The organism is Pseudomonas sp. Pseusp88 (assembly GCF_047303955.1).
In the GTDB taxonomy this organism is placed as follows: Bacteria; Pseudomonadota; Gammaproteobacteria; order Pseudomonadales; family Pseudomonadaceae; genus Aquipseudomonas.
In genome coordinates this window covers 37,611-51,934 of sequence record NZ_JBGLYM010000011.1, presented here as the reverse complement: position 1 = coordinate 51,934, position 14,324 = coordinate 37,611, and the positions used below count along the sequence as shown (strand labels likewise).

Annotated in this window: 13 protein-coding genes; 12 read left to right on the top strand and 1 reads right to left on the bottom strand. The window is 52.4% G+C overall.

The window, feature by feature from the left end; translation table 11 throughout:
- Positions 1-68 precede the first annotated feature (68 nt).
- The 12 genes from rpsA (at position 69) to fabF (ending at position 13,700) form a co-directional block, all read left to right on the top strand.
- Entirely contained in the window at positions 69-1,754 is a 1,686-nt protein-coding gene (gene rpsA / locus ACCD02_RS16080; RefSeq protein WP_259099365.1) for a 30S ribosomal protein S1, read from the top strand.
- A gap of 315 nt (positions 1,755-2,069) precedes the next feature.
- Positions 2,070-2,366 carry an integration host factor subunit beta gene (ihfB, locus tag ACCD02_RS16075; RefSeq protein WP_003369729.1) on the top strand — a complete coding sequence of 99 codons (297 nt, stop codon included), beginning with the start codon at positions 2,070-2,072 and terminating at the stop codon, positions 2,364-2,366.
- A 21-nt stretch (positions 2,367-2,387) separates the two neighbouring features.
- On the top strand, positions 2,388-2,633 hold the full coding sequence (locus ACCD02_RS16070) for a lipopolysaccharide assembly protein LapA domain-containing protein (RefSeq protein WP_413303562.1): 246 nt from the start codon (positions 2,388-2,390) through the stop codon (positions 2,631-2,633).
- 452 nt (positions 2,634-3,085) lie between these two features.
- Positions 3,086-4,324 carry a lipopolysaccharide biosynthesis protein gene (locus tag ACCD02_RS16065; protein WP_413303559.1) on the top strand — a complete coding sequence of 413 codons (1,239 nt, stop codon included), beginning with the start codon at positions 3,086-3,088 and terminating at the stop codon, positions 4,322-4,324.
- A gap of 30 nt (positions 4,325-4,354) precedes the next feature.
- Positions 4,355-5,425 carry a hypothetical protein gene (locus tag ACCD02_RS16060; protein ID WP_413303557.1) on the top strand — a complete coding sequence of 357 codons (1,071 nt, stop codon included), beginning with the start codon at positions 4,355-4,357 and terminating at the stop codon, positions 5,423-5,425.
- Entirely contained in the window at positions 5,422-6,441 is a 1,020-nt protein-coding gene (galE, locus tag ACCD02_RS16055; protein ID WP_413303554.1) for a UDP-glucose 4-epimerase GalE, read from the top strand. Before ACCD02_RS16060 ends, galE begins: the two co-directional genes overlap by 4 nt.
- Position 6,442: 1 nt before the next feature.
- Positions 6,443-7,567, top strand: coding sequence for a glycosyltransferase family 4 protein (locus ACCD02_RS16050; protein ID WP_413303552.1), 1,125 nt, complete (start codon positions 6,443-6,445; stop codon positions 7,565-7,567).
- 52 nt (positions 7,568-7,619) lie between these two features.
- The gene (locus tag ACCD02_RS16045) at positions 7,620-8,600 is read left to right on the top strand and encodes a UDP-glucose 4-epimerase family protein (RefSeq protein ID WP_413303802.1); all 981 of its coding nucleotides are present in this window, start codon (positions 7,620-7,622) and stop codon (positions 8,598-8,600) included.
- On the top strand, positions 8,593-9,609 hold the full coding sequence (locus tag ACCD02_RS16040) for an MraY family glycosyltransferase (RefSeq protein WP_413303550.1): 1,017 nt from the start codon (positions 8,593-8,595) through the stop codon (positions 9,607-9,609). Before ACCD02_RS16045 ends, ACCD02_RS16040 begins: the two co-directional genes overlap by 8 nt.
- Positions 9,610-9,725: 116 nt before the next feature.
- A complete protein-coding gene (locus ACCD02_RS16035) occupies positions 9,726-11,720 on the top strand; it encodes a polysaccharide biosynthesis protein (protein WP_413303547.1) in 1,995 nt (664 codons plus the stop codon).
- A 158-nt stretch (positions 11,721-11,878) separates the two neighbouring features.
- A complete protein-coding gene (locus tag ACCD02_RS16030; protein ID WP_413303545.1) occupies positions 11,879-12,211 on the top strand; it encodes a ComEA family DNA-binding protein in 333 nt (110 codons plus the stop codon).
- A 214-nt stretch (positions 12,212-12,425) separates the two neighbouring features.
- Positions 12,426-13,700 carry a beta-ketoacyl-ACP synthase II gene (gene fabF, locus ACCD02_RS16025; protein WP_413303542.1) on the top strand — a complete coding sequence of 425 codons (1,275 nt, stop codon included), beginning with the start codon at positions 12,426-12,428 and terminating at the stop codon, positions 13,698-13,700.
- 24 nt (positions 13,701-13,724) lie between these two features.
- Here the strand turns inward: fabF and ACCD02_RS16020 are convergent, their stop codons facing one another.
- On the bottom strand, positions 13,725-14,291 hold the full coding sequence (locus ACCD02_RS16020; protein WP_413303539.1) for a TetR/AcrR family transcriptional regulator: 567 nt from the start codon (positions 14,289-14,291) through the stop codon (positions 13,725-13,727).
- Positions 14,292-14,324: the final 33 nt, after the last annotated feature.

The following is a 14,324-nucleotide window of genomic DNA, read 5'->3' as shown; positions in this document are numbered from 1 at the left end:
ACGAAACCCACGTTGTCTGGAGCGTGGCAGATGGGCGTATTCTTCGCCCTTGATCAACAGGAATTAAAATGAGCGAAAGCTTTGCAGAACTTTTTGAAGAAAGCCTGAAAACCCTTAACCTTCAGCCGGGCGCAATCATTACCGGTATCGTTGTCGACATCGACGGTGACTGGGTAACTGTACACGCTGGCCTGAAGTCCGAGGGTGTCATCCCGCTCGAGCAGTTCTACAACGACGCTGGCGAGCTGACCATCAAGGTCGGTGACGAAGTTCACGTTGCTCTGGACGCGGTCGAAGACGGCTTTGGCGAAACCAAGCTGTCCCGCGAAAAAGCCAAGCGCGCTGAGTGCTGGATTGTTCTGGAAGCGGCTTTCGCTGCTGAAGAAGTGGTCAAGGGCGTTATCAACGGTAAGGTTAAAGGCGGCTTCACTGTCGACGTTAACGGCATCCGTGCGTTCCTGCCTGGTTCTCTGGTTGACGTCCGCCCTGTGCGTGACACCACTCACCTGGAAGGCAAAGAGCTCGAATTCAAGGTCATCAAACTCGACCAGAAACGCAACAACGTTGTCGTTTCCCGTCGCAGCGTCCTGGAAGCCGAGAACAGCGCCGAGCGCGAAGCTCTGCTGGAATCCTTGCAGGAAGGCCAACAAGTCAAAGGTATCGTCAAGAACCTCACCGATTACGGCGCATTCGTCGATCTGGGTGGCGTCGATGGCCTGCTGCACATTACCGACATGGCTTGGAAGCGTATCAAGCATCCATCGGAAATCGTCAACGTTGGCGATGAGATCGATGTAAAAGTCCTGAAGTACGATCGCGAGCGCAATCGTGTTTCCCTGGGCCTGAAGCAACTGGGCGAAGACCCATGGGTTGCTATCAAGGCTCGCTACCCGGAAAGCACCCGCGTTACCGCGCGTGTAACCAACCTGACCGACTACGGCTGCTTCGCAGAGCTGGAAGAAGGCGTGGAAGGCCTGGTACACGTTTCCGAAATGGACTGGACCAACAAGAACATCCACCCTTCGAAAGTCGTACAAGTCGGCGACGAAGTGGAAGTCATGGTTCTGGACATCGACGAAGAGCGTCGTCGTATCTCCCTCGGCATCAAGCAGTGCAAATCTAACCCATGGGAAGATTTCTCTGGCCAGTTCAACAAGGGCGATAAAATCTCCGGCACCATCAAGTCGATCACCGATTTCGGTATCTTCATTGGTCTGGACGGTGGCATCGACGGCCTGGTTCACCTGTCCGACATCTCCTGGAACGAAGTGGGCGAAGAAGCCGTACGTCGCTTCAAGAAGGGCGACGAACTCGACACCGTTATCCTGTCTGTTGATCCAGAGCGCGAGCGTATCTCCCTGGGTATCAAGCAGCTGGAAAGCGATCCGTTCTCCGAGTACGTCACTGTCAATGACAAAGGCGCAATCGTCCGCGGTATCGTGAAAGAAGTTGACGCCAAAGGCGCTATCATCACCCTGGCCGACGACATCGAAGCGACCCTCAAAGCCTCCGAGATCAGCCGTGACCGCGTTGAAGACGCGCGTAACGTTCTGAAAGAAGGCGAAGAGATCGAAGCCAAGATCATCAGCGTTGACCGCAAGAGCCGCGTAATCAGCTTGTCCATCAAGTCGAAAGACGTTGAAGACGAGAAAGAAGCGATTCAGAGCCTGCGTAGCAAGCCTGACACCGCTGAAAACACTGGTCCTACCACTCTTGGTGACCTGTTGCGCGCACAAATGGAAAAACAGAACTAAGTTCTGCTGGACCATGAAAAAGGGCGACTTCGGTCGCCCTTTTTTGTGGCCGCGATTCGGGCAGTCTCGAAAAGGCACGAGGCTGGGCCGAGTGTGCGGGCAGAAGCGCCCTCAGGGCCTCCCAGGGCGATTTCAGGAAAAAGAGCGTGTGATGGAAGGGATGGCGTCTGCTAAGCCGCTGTCACGCCCATGCAATATCTTCATGGATGACATGGATGTTGTTATATAAGTCAATACTTGGGCTGTTCAAATCCCTCAGGTCATGCTAAAACCTTCGGAGCGCTGTCCTAGCTGCTTGAAAAAGAAGGGAAAAATATGACGAAGTCGGAGTTGATCGAACGAATTGTCACCCATCAGGGGCTGCTCTCATCCAAGGATGTCGAGTTGGCCATCAAGACCATGCTTGAGCAGATGTCGCAATGCCTGGCGACAGGCGATCGCATCGAAATTCGCGGCTTTGGCAGCTTCTCGCTGCATTACCGGGCACCACGGGTCGGGCGCAACCCGAAGACCGGGCAGTCGGTAAGCCTCGACGGCAAGTTCGTTCCGCACTTCAAGCCAGGCAAGGAGCTGCGTGATCGGGTCAACGAAGACGAAGAAGAGGGGCTCTAGGCCTCCCGAAAGGAGCTGAAAATGCGGATGTTCACGCGAATCCTTACAGCGATCATCGCATTGCTGCTTATCGTATCGACCATAGTGTTTGTTCTTGAGAACCGGCAGATCGTTTCGCTGGTGTTCTTTGGCTGGTCGTCTCCAGAATTGGTCCTTGCTGTGCCGATTATCGCCGCGCTGTTGGTCGGCATGTTGATTGGGCCGCTTTTGGGTTGGGCGGTCGGGCTGCGCAAGAAGCGCAAGCCAGTGGCTCAACGCTCTATCTGAATCGCTTCTCCAGCGATTCAGTATTCTAAAAGTTACCAAGCGTTATGCTTGAATGTGCTGACCTCGCACAGACGGGTCAAATCTATAAAGATTCTCTTCCGATCGTCCTGTTTCTGTCTGACCATACTTTTTCGTAAAAAACCTTCGCTCCCGAAAGTAATGCATTTACTACGTAGTATGTGTACGATTTTTCCGTAGGAAAGTTCTACATACCTTGAGTGAATTGCTTATATCTAATGTAAGTTTCTGATCAGCCCTTATCCGGGTGCCCGTTTTTGTTGGTCGATATCAATGCTGGTCGATCGATAGCTCTCCAAAAGTGAATTTGTCACTCATTGCAAAAAAATAAAAACCGTGCAAAATCCTCGCCGCTTCGCTCAACTGGTGATGGTTGCGCATTGGGATGTTAAGTTTGATGTATGAGTGCATTAATAAAAGCAGGCGTTGGTAGTATGAGTGAAAACATAAGGCTCAGAAAATCGATGCTGTTGAAAGTGTTGATTGTTTACTCAATAAGAGGTGCTTCGGGGCTCGGGACGCTGTTGGCCATATTGTTGGTGGGGCGATATTATTCGAGTGCCGAACTGGCAAGTTACTCGCTATTTATGTTTTTTTTTAATCTCATGACCATCTTCTTCCTCTGGGGGGATGCGGTCACTGTCGTGGATAAATATAATAATGACGGTGATGTGCCGATCACCACTTGGTTAGGCCATAAGGCGCTGGATGGTATCGTAGTCTCGTTAATGTTTTTTTGTGCGTTGTCGAGCTATGGACACTGGAGTTACGGGTTGGCAGGAGCTGTGCCTGTAGGTTTTACCGCGTTGTTGGCTGCGCTGTTAGTGGTGAGGAAGAAAAATATTGCCGCCTCTCTCTGTTTTGAATTCAGTCGAGCCGTTATACCGTTCCTCGTAATGTCGGCAATCATTTTGTCACAGGCAGACATGGAGTTTGATGCTCTTGTAATTGTTGCTTATTCGGCATTTTGGCTTGGCATGCCATTCCTGTTTATCTACGTCAAAAAGAAAAAGCTATGGAGTATAAACTTCTCTCTTGATTTGAGGGACTGGCTGAAAATCAAGCAGGCAGGTATTCCAATTGTAATGCCGCAAATAATAATAACTCTGGTTTTTCAGGCAGATCGATTATTTATAAATTACTGGGGTGGCGCTGAAGAATTGGCCTCCTACTTTGCAGCACAGACACTCTATACGGTTGTATTGGTGGCGGTGCACTCCACATTTAATCTAGTCATTCCAGAGACTTCAAAGGTTGCTGCGGACGGAGAAGGTGACATGCGCAAGTCGGGCAGGATAATGCTGATGGCTCAGTTGGGTGCGAGCATGATTATTATACCTGTGGGGTATTTTTATCTTGAGTTCATAGGCGTAGATCGAGTTGTTGCAATGCAGTCAATGCTGCTTTTGATGGCGGGCGGTATTCTATCGGCATGTTTCGGTATTGGTTTTCCAGCCCTGCAATTCTGTCAAAGAAAAAGTATTTATCTAAAAGTGGTGCTTGCTGGAATGCTTCTCCAATTTAGTGTTATCGCCGTGAGTTATTCGACCTTTGGTTTGTATGCGGTGGCGTTGGGATTTATGGTTTACAACCTGTCTACCTCCGTATTGGCTGCTTTATTCTGGCGAAAGAGGTCAGTTGCTATAAGTCCATTTTCTTTTGTCAGGTTATAAGCCATTTTTGCGGATGTAGAGGGTGGTTCAATGCGTCTTTGTGTTTCTCGAAAAAGTCTGTTTTTAGCATTTCTTGGTGTGGTTTTTATAAAATTGATCCTGGCTATTTACACCATGGAAAAAGGGGTGTGGTCGTTTGGTGAAGGGAATGATGCAGACTATTATCACAATTACGCGTTAGGTAACGTTGAGAAGTTGGCGAATTACTGGAATCGACTGTTAAGGTTGATGAATGACTATGGGTTGTATTCCAGAGACGGTGTGAAAGTCCTACTGATGATGCTCGGGTTCGTCGTAATACCCGTGATGGTTGCTGAGCTGAGTGTCGGCGATCGTATGAGTGACCCAAAAACATATTGTTTCATAGCCCTCTTGGTCAGCGGTTATCCAACATTGTGCTATTACGCGCTTGATATTTATCGAGATGTATTTTTATGTTTTCTGTTTTTGATGTCGGTATTTATGGTTAAACGCTTTTTTTTATCATCAGATGCCCGTGCTCGGCTGATGTTGATGATACTAATAGCCTGTATGTCTTACGTGATGTTTCTATTTAGACCTTATTTGGGGGCCGCTTTCGCGATGGCATGGTTGTGCTCTTTTGCTATATACCATGCGAGGTTGCCAGCGGGTTGGTGTGTTATTGGCTATTTAATAGCGCTCAATGGAATTTATGCATTAGGCGGGCTGGACAGCATTTTACTGTATCGATCAATGTTCGAGTCGACTTTGAAGGGCGGTAGTAATTTGGGATTGGTTTTCGGTTCCGTACCATCATTCACGCCTTTGTTTTTGAAGAGCTTTTCCATTCAGATGTTGGGGTTCTATTTTTCTAATAGTCTCAGCTGGATTTTTTTTCTGGTCGAAAGCGTTCCTTTCATGGCTGGGATTATGTATCTGATCCTCAATAGGCGTTTTGCGGACCGGTTGGTAGGCTTTTTAATAATATTTTCTGTGGTTTACGGGACAGTATGGCTGCTCGGGAACGACAATATGGGCACCGCCATCAGACTAAGGCTATGCAATTATTTGGCGCTCATCATTTGTGTGGCTACGGTTTACCTGAATAAAAAGGCTCACGCTTTACGGGGTGGTATATGAAGGTTCTCATAACCGGTGGCGCGGGCTATATCGGCTCTCATACGATTGTAGAGTTGTTATGCAAAAATATACAGGTCGTGGTAATAGATGATCTGAGCAATAGTTCGGCGGCTTCCCTGAAGCAGGTAACCAGCATCGCTCATCGTAGTCTGGACTTTGTTCAAGGCTCGATACTTGACAAGACATTGTTGAAAAAGGTTTTTTCTGACCATTCGATTGATGCGGTCATCCATTTTGCCGCGCTTAAAGCGGTAGGGGAAAGTTCGCGTAAACCCCTGGAGTATTATCTGGCTAATGTAGCGGGTACGCTATGTCTATGCGAAGCAATGGCTGAAGCGGGTGTTCATCACTTGGTGTTTAGTTCTTCTGCAACTGTTTATGGAGATCCCGTCGAAGTTCCGCTGTTGGAGTCGAGCCCGAAAGCGCCGGCCACCAGTCCTTACGGCTGGTCGAAATTCATGATTGAGCAAATATTGAGTGATATGGGTAACTCTTATAAAAATTGGTCCATTGCTACACTCAGGTATTTCAACCCCATAGGCGCCCACCCAAGTGGTGCCATAGGCGAAGATCCCCGTGGAGTACCGAATAATTTAATGCCCTATATTAGTCAGGTCGCCACGGGGAGGTTGAAGGTATTGTCGATTTACGGCGATGATTATGAGACTCCCGATGGTACGGGTATTCGTGACTACATTCATGTGGTGGACCTCGCAAAAGGTCATTTGGCTGCGCTTGAATATATTTCTTCAAACAAAGGTCATCACGTATGGAATCTCGGTACAGGCGTAGGTTATTCGGTTAAAGAAATTATCGGTGCTTTTGAAAAGGTCACAGGTTGCAGCATACCCGTCGATATTGTTGCACGCAGACCGGGAGATATCGCCATCTCTTGGGCTGATGCCAGCAAGGCTCATAGAGAGTTGGGCTGGAGTGCCGATCTTGGGTTGGAGGACATGATTCGGGACGCTTGGCATTGGCAGACGCTAAACCCCGGCGGTTACGGAAACCACTGATATGAAGATTGTATTGATAGGGACCACCGCTAACGGCATGTTGGGATTCCGATCAGATTTGATAGTTACCCTTGTAGAAAAAGGTTTCGAGGTTTACGCGTTCGCAATCGACTATTGTAACGTCACCCGTCGGAGAATAATGGATTTAAACGCCATTCCGGTGGACTACAGATTAAGCCGAGCCGGGCTGAATCCATTGGTGGACGCTTGGAATTGTTTAACGTTGGCCAGACAAATCAGGAAGATTGCCCCTGCGGTGGTATTTAGCTATTTCGTCAAACCCGTGATATTTGGCACGCTCGCAGCACGGCTTGCCGGGGTTGAGCGACGGATAGCAATGCTTGAAGGCCTTGGCTATGCATTCACTGATTACCCCGGCAAGAAAGGCTTGAAAAAAGTCCTGATCAGGAAAGTCCAGGTGGCTTTATACCGATTTTCTTTTCGATTCCTTGAGCGACTGATTTTTCTTAACCCTGACGATCCGAAAGATTTGCTCGACCGTTACCGTCTGAGTGTAAAAAAAAGTTGCGTGCTAGGTGGCATCGGCGTGAACCTTCAGGATTATCCCTATACAAGACCGACCGCCTCACCCGTAAGTTTTATTTTTGTTGGCCGCTTGCTCGCCGAGAAGGGAGTGCATGAATTTGTTGGCGCAGCCCGGCTGATAAAACTTGAATACCCGGAGGTCAAATTTTTTATATTGGGCGGACTCGACAGATCGAATCCCGGGGGGTTGTCCGAGCAAACGCTGTCAGAGCTTGTTGATAAAGGGGTGGTGATACACCCCGGACATGTTGACGATGTCAGCGCGTGGTTGCGTCGCTCAAGTGTTTTTGTACTTCCATCTTTTTATCGAGAAGGCGTCCCGAGAAGTACTCAAGAGGCAATGGCGATCGGCCGTCCGGTGATTACAACGGATGTTCCCGGTTGTCGGGAAACAGTAGTGGATGGGGAAAACGGCTTTTTGATTCCGCCTTACTCTGCTCCGGCTCTGGTCGAGAAAATGCGTTATTTTATCGAGCACCCTGAGCAAATAGAACGTATGGGGCTGGAAAGTTATGCAATCGCTCAGAAGAAGTTTGACGCGAAGGAGGTCAATGCTCGTCTGGTGGCATATTTCGATTGAGTTTTTACATTCCATAAGTAAGTATCTCATTCGAGCATTCCGGGAGGAAATAATGAGCTGTGTTAATAGGTTAGTCGCCGTGACGGGGGCTTCTGGGTTTGTCGGTGGTGCGATTGCGAATTATCTGAGTCAACGCTCCGACTATGGGTTGAGGGTGGCCGTTCGTGGCCGCTATCTATCCTCTGATACCTCTACCGAGATTACTGTAATTCCGTCAATTGGGCCCGACACCTCATGGGCTCCTTTAGTCACCGGTGCCCACGCCGTCATCCACGCTGCCGCCCGTGTGCACGTCATGCACGACACCAGCGCCAACCCGGAAGCGGAATACTTGCGCGTCAATGTTGCCGGGACCCTCAATCTTGCCGAGCAGGCCGCTGCGGCCGGGGTGAAGCGCTTTATCTTTGTCAGTTCGATCAAGGTAAACGGCGAGGCAACAGCGACCGGCGCGCCTTTTACCGCCGATCAGGCGGTAAATCCTTGCGATCCTTATGGTGTGTCCAAAGCCAGGGCCGAAGAAGGCCTGCGTGAAATCGCCGCTCGCACTGGCATGGAAGTGGTGATCATTCGCCCTGTGCTGGTTTACGGTCCTGGAGTAAAGGCCAACTTTCTCAGCATGATGCGCTGGCTGGACAAGGGTGTTCCGCTGCCGCTGGGTGCTATCCATAACAAACGCAGTCTCGTTGCGCTGGATAATCTGGTAGATCTCATTGCGACTTGCATCCACCACCCGGCCGCTGCCAACCAGACCTTTCTGGTCAGTGATGGCAATGACCTCTCTACCACCGGGCTCCTGCAACACATGGCCCGCGCCCTTGGCAAACCCGCCCGCTTGCTCCCCATACCCATGTGGACGCTGAAAGTTGCTGCCGCCGCTGTAGGAAAGGTCTCTTTTTCCCAGCGTCTGTGTGGTTCCCTGCAAGTCGATATAGGCAAAACCTGTACGATGCTGGGCTGGGCGCCACCGGTGAGCGTGGAAGACGCAATGAAAGCAACGGCGCATTATTTCCTGGAACATAAAAACGATGAGTGAGTGGTGGTGGGTAGTTGCGGCAGGTGTGCTGTCGCTGTTTCTGACGGGCGGGCTTCGCCGTTATGCGCTGTCAAAAAGCCTCATGGATATTCCCAACGCGCGTAGCTCCCACTCGGTGCCGACGCCTAGAGGTGGCGGTGTTTCCATCGTTATCGCTTTTCTCCTCGCCGTCGCGGTTCTTGGCTGGCAACAACTGATGCCGATGTACGCTGTGGCGGCGGTTATCGGTGCCGGTGGCCTGATTGCAGTCATCGGATTTATGGATGACCACGGGCATATCGCTGCTCGGTGGCGTCTGCTCGGGCATTTTGCCGCTGCTGCCTGGGCATTGTTCTGGCTGGGTGGGTTGGCGCCGCTGAGTCTTTTCGGCGCGGTTATTGATCTTGGTCTTGTCGGTCATGTGCTCGCGGCGTTTTACCTGGTCTGGGTACTCAACCTCTATAACTTTATGGATGGAATTGACGGGATTGCCAGTGTCGAGGCGCTTACGGCGTGCTGTGGGGCCGGGATCATTTATGCGCTGACGGGGTTTGCCGAGCTGGCCTGGGCGCCTGTATTGCTGGCAGCCGCCGTTGCCGGTTTTCTGTTCTGGAATTTCCCGCCGGCGCGGATCTTCATGGGCGATGCCGGCAGCGGTTTCCTTGGGATTGCCCTGGGTATTCTGTCCCTGCAGGCTGCCTGGGCCGCGCCACGTTTCCTTTGGGTGTGGCTGATCCTGCTGGGTGTCTTCATCGTTGACGCAACCTTGACCCTGTTCCGCCGTCTGTTACGCGGAGACAAGGTTTATGAAGCGCATCGCAGTCACGCGTATCAGTTTGCTTCCCGCCATTTCGGCAGGCATCTGCCGGTTACTGTCGCTGTTGCGCTGATCAACTTGGGATGGCTATTTCCCATCGCACTATGGGTTGCCTGCATGGAGGGTGATGGCCTTTTGGGGGTATGTATCGCCTACGTCCCGTTAGTCTTGCTGGCCCTGAAATTTCGGGCAGGTGAGCTGGAGCGCATTTGAGCGTACGTACATTTCATTTTTGATATAAATTGCAACAATATTCTACTTCGCCGCAGTCGGTGTTCTGTTTTCCCGGCGAGGGGCAAGAGAGAGGACAAGAGGTGTTCGAAGGGGTCATGAATAAATTACGAGCTTTTTTATTGGCGTTGCCGCGCCGACAAAAGCGAATAATTCAGGTTTCTGCTGACGTTGTATTGGTCTGGATCGCGCTTTGGATGTCGTTTGTCGTTCGCCTGGGGGTCGATGATCTTATCAATCCCCTGGAGAAACACACCTGGTTATTCATCAGCGCACCAATTGTCGCCATTCCTCTTTTCATTCGTTTTGGCATGTACCGTGCGGTCATGCGTTATTTTGGCAATGATGCGCTGATTGCCATCATCAAGGCCGTCAGTCTTTCAGCCTTGATATTGGGTGTCGTGGTCTACTCCTACAGCAACCACCAGGCGGTGGTGCCACGTTCCATCATGTTCAACTACTGGTGGTTGAGCATGGTCATGATCGGCGGGCTGCGTCTGGCCATGCGTCAGTACTTTCTCGGCGACTGGTTTTCGGCTGCCCAGCATATGCCGTTTGCCAATCGTGACGACGGGTTGCTCAAGGTAGCGATCTATGGTGCCGGTGCGGCAGGCAATCAGTTGGTTGCCGCGCTTCGAATGGGGCGGCTGATGCGCCCGGTGGCGTTCATCGATGATGACGAGTCGATTTCCAATCGGGTCATTTCCGGTCTGCAGGTGTACAAGCCCAAGCATATCCAACGCATGATCGATGTTACGGGGGCGCAGGAAATCCTCTTGGCCATCCCGTCTTCAACTCGGGGTCGCCGTCGTGAAGTCCTCGGTTATCTCGAAGGCTTTCCCCTGCACGTGCGCAGCGTGCCGGGGTTCATGGACCTGGCAGCGGGTCGGGTCAAGGTCGATGATCTACAGGAAGTGGACATCGCCGACCTGTTGGGCCGTGACCCGGTGCCTGCTCAAGATGATCTGCTGGAGCACTGCATCAAAGGCAAGACCGTCCTGGTGACCGGTGCCGGCGGCTCGATCGGTTCGGAGTTATGCCGACAGATTCTGATACTCAAGCCGACGACGCTTTTGCTGTTCGACCACAGCGAGTTCAATCTTTACACCATTCTTTCTGAGCTGGAACAGCGTATTGCCCGTGAGTCACTGTCGGTCAAGTTGTTGCCGATCCTCGGTTCGGTACGCAATCACCCCAAGATGCTCGATATCATGAAGACCTGGCGCGTCGATACGGTGTATCACGCAGCCGCTTATAAACATGTGCCCATGGTCGAGCACAATATTGCCGAGGGTGTTATCAATAATGTCGTCGGTACGCTTAATACGGCCCAGGCGGCATTACAGGCCGGTGTTGCCAACTTCGTATTGATTTCCACCGATAAGGCTGTGCGTCCAACCAATGTCATGGGCAGCACCAAGCGTTTGGCTGAGTTGGTCCTGCAAGCCCTGAGCCGGGAAACTGCGCCGGTCATGTTCGGTGACAAAGGCAGGGTTTATCAGGTCAACAAGACCCGCTTCATCATGGTTCGCTTTGGCAATGTATTGGGTTCTTCGGGCTCGGTCATTCCCTTGTTCCACAAGCAGATCAAATCCGGTGGCCCGCTGACTGTTACGCATCCGCGGATTACCCGTTACTTCATGACCATCCCCGAAGCGGCGCAATTGGTGATTCAGGCAGGCTCCATGGGGCAGGGCGGCGATGTATTCGTGCTGGACATGGGCGAACCGGTAAAAATCGTCGAACTGGCAGAGAAAATGGTGCATCTCTCTGGCTTGAGCATTCGCTCCGAGAAAAACCCACAGGGCGATATCTCCATCGAGTTCACGGGGTTGCGTCCGGGTGAAAAACTCTACGAAGAGCTGTTGATCGGTGACAATGTCGTCGCCACGCAGCATCCGATGATCATGAGCGCCCATGAAGACTTCCTGTCCTGGGAGTTGTTGAAAAACCAATTGTCGCGCTTGCTGGTGGCTGTTGAAGAAGACGACTACACCACGGTTAGACAATTACTGCGTGAAACGGTTAACGGCTATTCGCCGGACGGCGAAATAGTTGACTGGATATATCAGGAACGTAGTCAGGAGCTCTGAGTATTAACTGTGAGATAAGGTGTCTGATTGTAAGATGATTTAAGTGAAATAAGCCGAAACTTATAGCTTCATTGACAGGGGTTAACCTTGGTCTAGATTTCAGGGGCAACTTTGGAAAGTTGTATTCCAACCTTGACTAGATAGATGGAGCTTCACTTATGCGTAAGGCTTTTATTTCCGCCCTGTTATTTGCATTTCTCGGCAGTGCCACGGTTGCCGTGAATGCGGCACCGACAGCGCAAGCCCCGGCCACCAGCGCAGCTGTCAGTTCGACGGCCCAGGCGCCGTTCAGCGACAGGTTCAACATCAACAGTGCAGACGCAGAAACGCTGCAAAAAGAGCTCGTGGGGATCGGCGCCGCCAAGGCGGCTGCCATCGTCGCCTACCGTGATGAAAACGGTGCCTTTACCTCGGTTGATGAGTTGCTCGAAGTCAAAGGTATCGGCAAGGCGATCCTGGAAAAGAATCGCGACAAGTTGTCGATCAACTGAGATAGCTTCATTCCTTCCCGAGCAAGGCCGGTCATTTGATCGGCTTTGCTCATTCAGGGCGTTTTTTCGCCTATGGTTCACACCACCGGCCCACTCGATTAAATGTCATCGGCCTTGACACAGGATGGGCTCCTCGACATAGTATTTGATTAAATTATTGTCGTAATATTATGTGTTTATACCCGTAGGCCGTCATGGCCCAGGAGAGTTGCAAGTGAGTGGACGTCGAATCGTAGTCACTGGGATGGGGTTGGTGACGCCATTGGGCAGTGGCGTAGAGTCTGTGTGGCAACGCCTGCTGGCGGGCCGTTCAGGGATTGTCCAATTACCGGAAGAAACCGTTGCTGACCTGCCTGGCAAGGTCGGTGGGCCGGTGCCTTTGCTTGCTGATGATGCCCAGGCCGGTTTCGACGCCGATGCGGCGGTCGCGCCCAAAGAACAGAAGAAGATGGACCGCTTCATTCTGTTTGCCCTGGCGGCGGCAAAAGAAGCGATTGCGCAGGCTGGCTGGGCGCCCGAAAGCGAGGAGGCCCGGGAGCGCACCGCGACCATTATCGCCTCCGGTATCGGTGGATTTGGCGCCATCGCCGAAGCGGTACGCACGGTAGATACCCGTGGGCCGCGGCGTCTGTCGCCATTTACCATCCCGTCGTTTCTGGTCAACCTGGCGGCGGGCCATGTCTCCATTCAACATGGCTTCAAAGGCCCTCTGGGTGCGCCGGTAACAGCCTGTGCTGCAGGCGTGCAGGCTATTGGCGACGCGGCGCGGCTGATCCAGTGCGGTGAGGCGGATATCGCCATTTGCGGTGGTGCGGAAGCAGCCATCGATCGCGTCAGCCTTGGTGGCTTTGCTGCGGCCCGGGCGCTGTCCAGTGACTTCAACGAAACCCCGGAGCGGGCGTCGCGTCCGTTTGATCGTGACCGTGACGGCTTCGTCATGGGCGAGGGTGCGGGGATTCTGGTTATCGAATCCCTGGAACATGCCTTGGCCCGAGGCGCACAACCTATCGTTGAGTTGGTGGGCTATGGCACCAGCGCTGACGCCTACCACCTGACCGCAGGCCCGGAAGACGGCAGCGGTGCACGACGCGCGATGCAGACCGCGATCCGTCAGGCTGGTATCCAGCCAGCCGAAATCCAGCATCTCAATGCCCATGCCACGTCCACGCAAGTCGGCGACAAGGGCGAGTTGGCGGCGATCAAATCGGTGTTTGGTGAGCAGAACGCCATTGCCGTGACTTCGACCAAGTCGGCCACCGGTCATTTGCTCGGAGCAGCTGGGGGAATCGAAGCGATTTTTACGGCGCTGGCAATTCGCGACCAGATTGCTCCGGCTACCTTGAACCTGGAAAATCCGGATGAAGCGGCGCAGGGCGTAGATATCGTGCATGGCGCGGCACGGCCGATGAACATTGAGTACGCCTTGTCCAACGGCTTCGGCTTTGGCGGGGTCAATGCCAGCGTCCTGTTGCGCCGCTGGCATCCTTGAAGTGATGGCCCGGGATTGACTGGATCAGACTTTGTTGAGGTTCTGCTTCAGCCATTCCCGGGTAGTTTGCAGGATCTGCTCGGAGAACGCTTTGTCCTGAACGCTGCGAGCCATGGTCAGGGCGCCGATCACTGTCGACATCATCACCAGGCTGCGGGCATCGGCGTCCGGCTTGTCGGCCATGGCTTTTTCCAGAGCCTCAATACGCACCTTGAGCATTTCATCGGTGAGTGCACTGGGCTCGCCGCGCTGACCGAGTTCGGCGCACATGGTCGGCAGCGGGCAGCCTTTTTCCGGGCTGTCGCGGTGGGCCGGGGACAGGTACATATCAAGGAAGGCGTTGACGCTGTCTTCCTGGTCAAATGTCTTTGCGGTGCGCTCCTTGGATTGATCGACCGCTGCGCGCAGCGCTTTTTCGACCAGTTCGTCCTTGGATTTGAAGTGGGCATAAAAGCCGCCATGGGTCAGGCCCAGAGCTTTCATCAAGGGCTGCAGGCCTGTCGCGCCGATGCCGTCACGGCGAAAACGTGCCGAAGCCTCCTGCAGAATACGTTGATGAGTCTGGGCTTTGTGATCTTCGGCGTAACGCATGCAATGAGCCTTCCTGCAAGAATTCGTAAAATG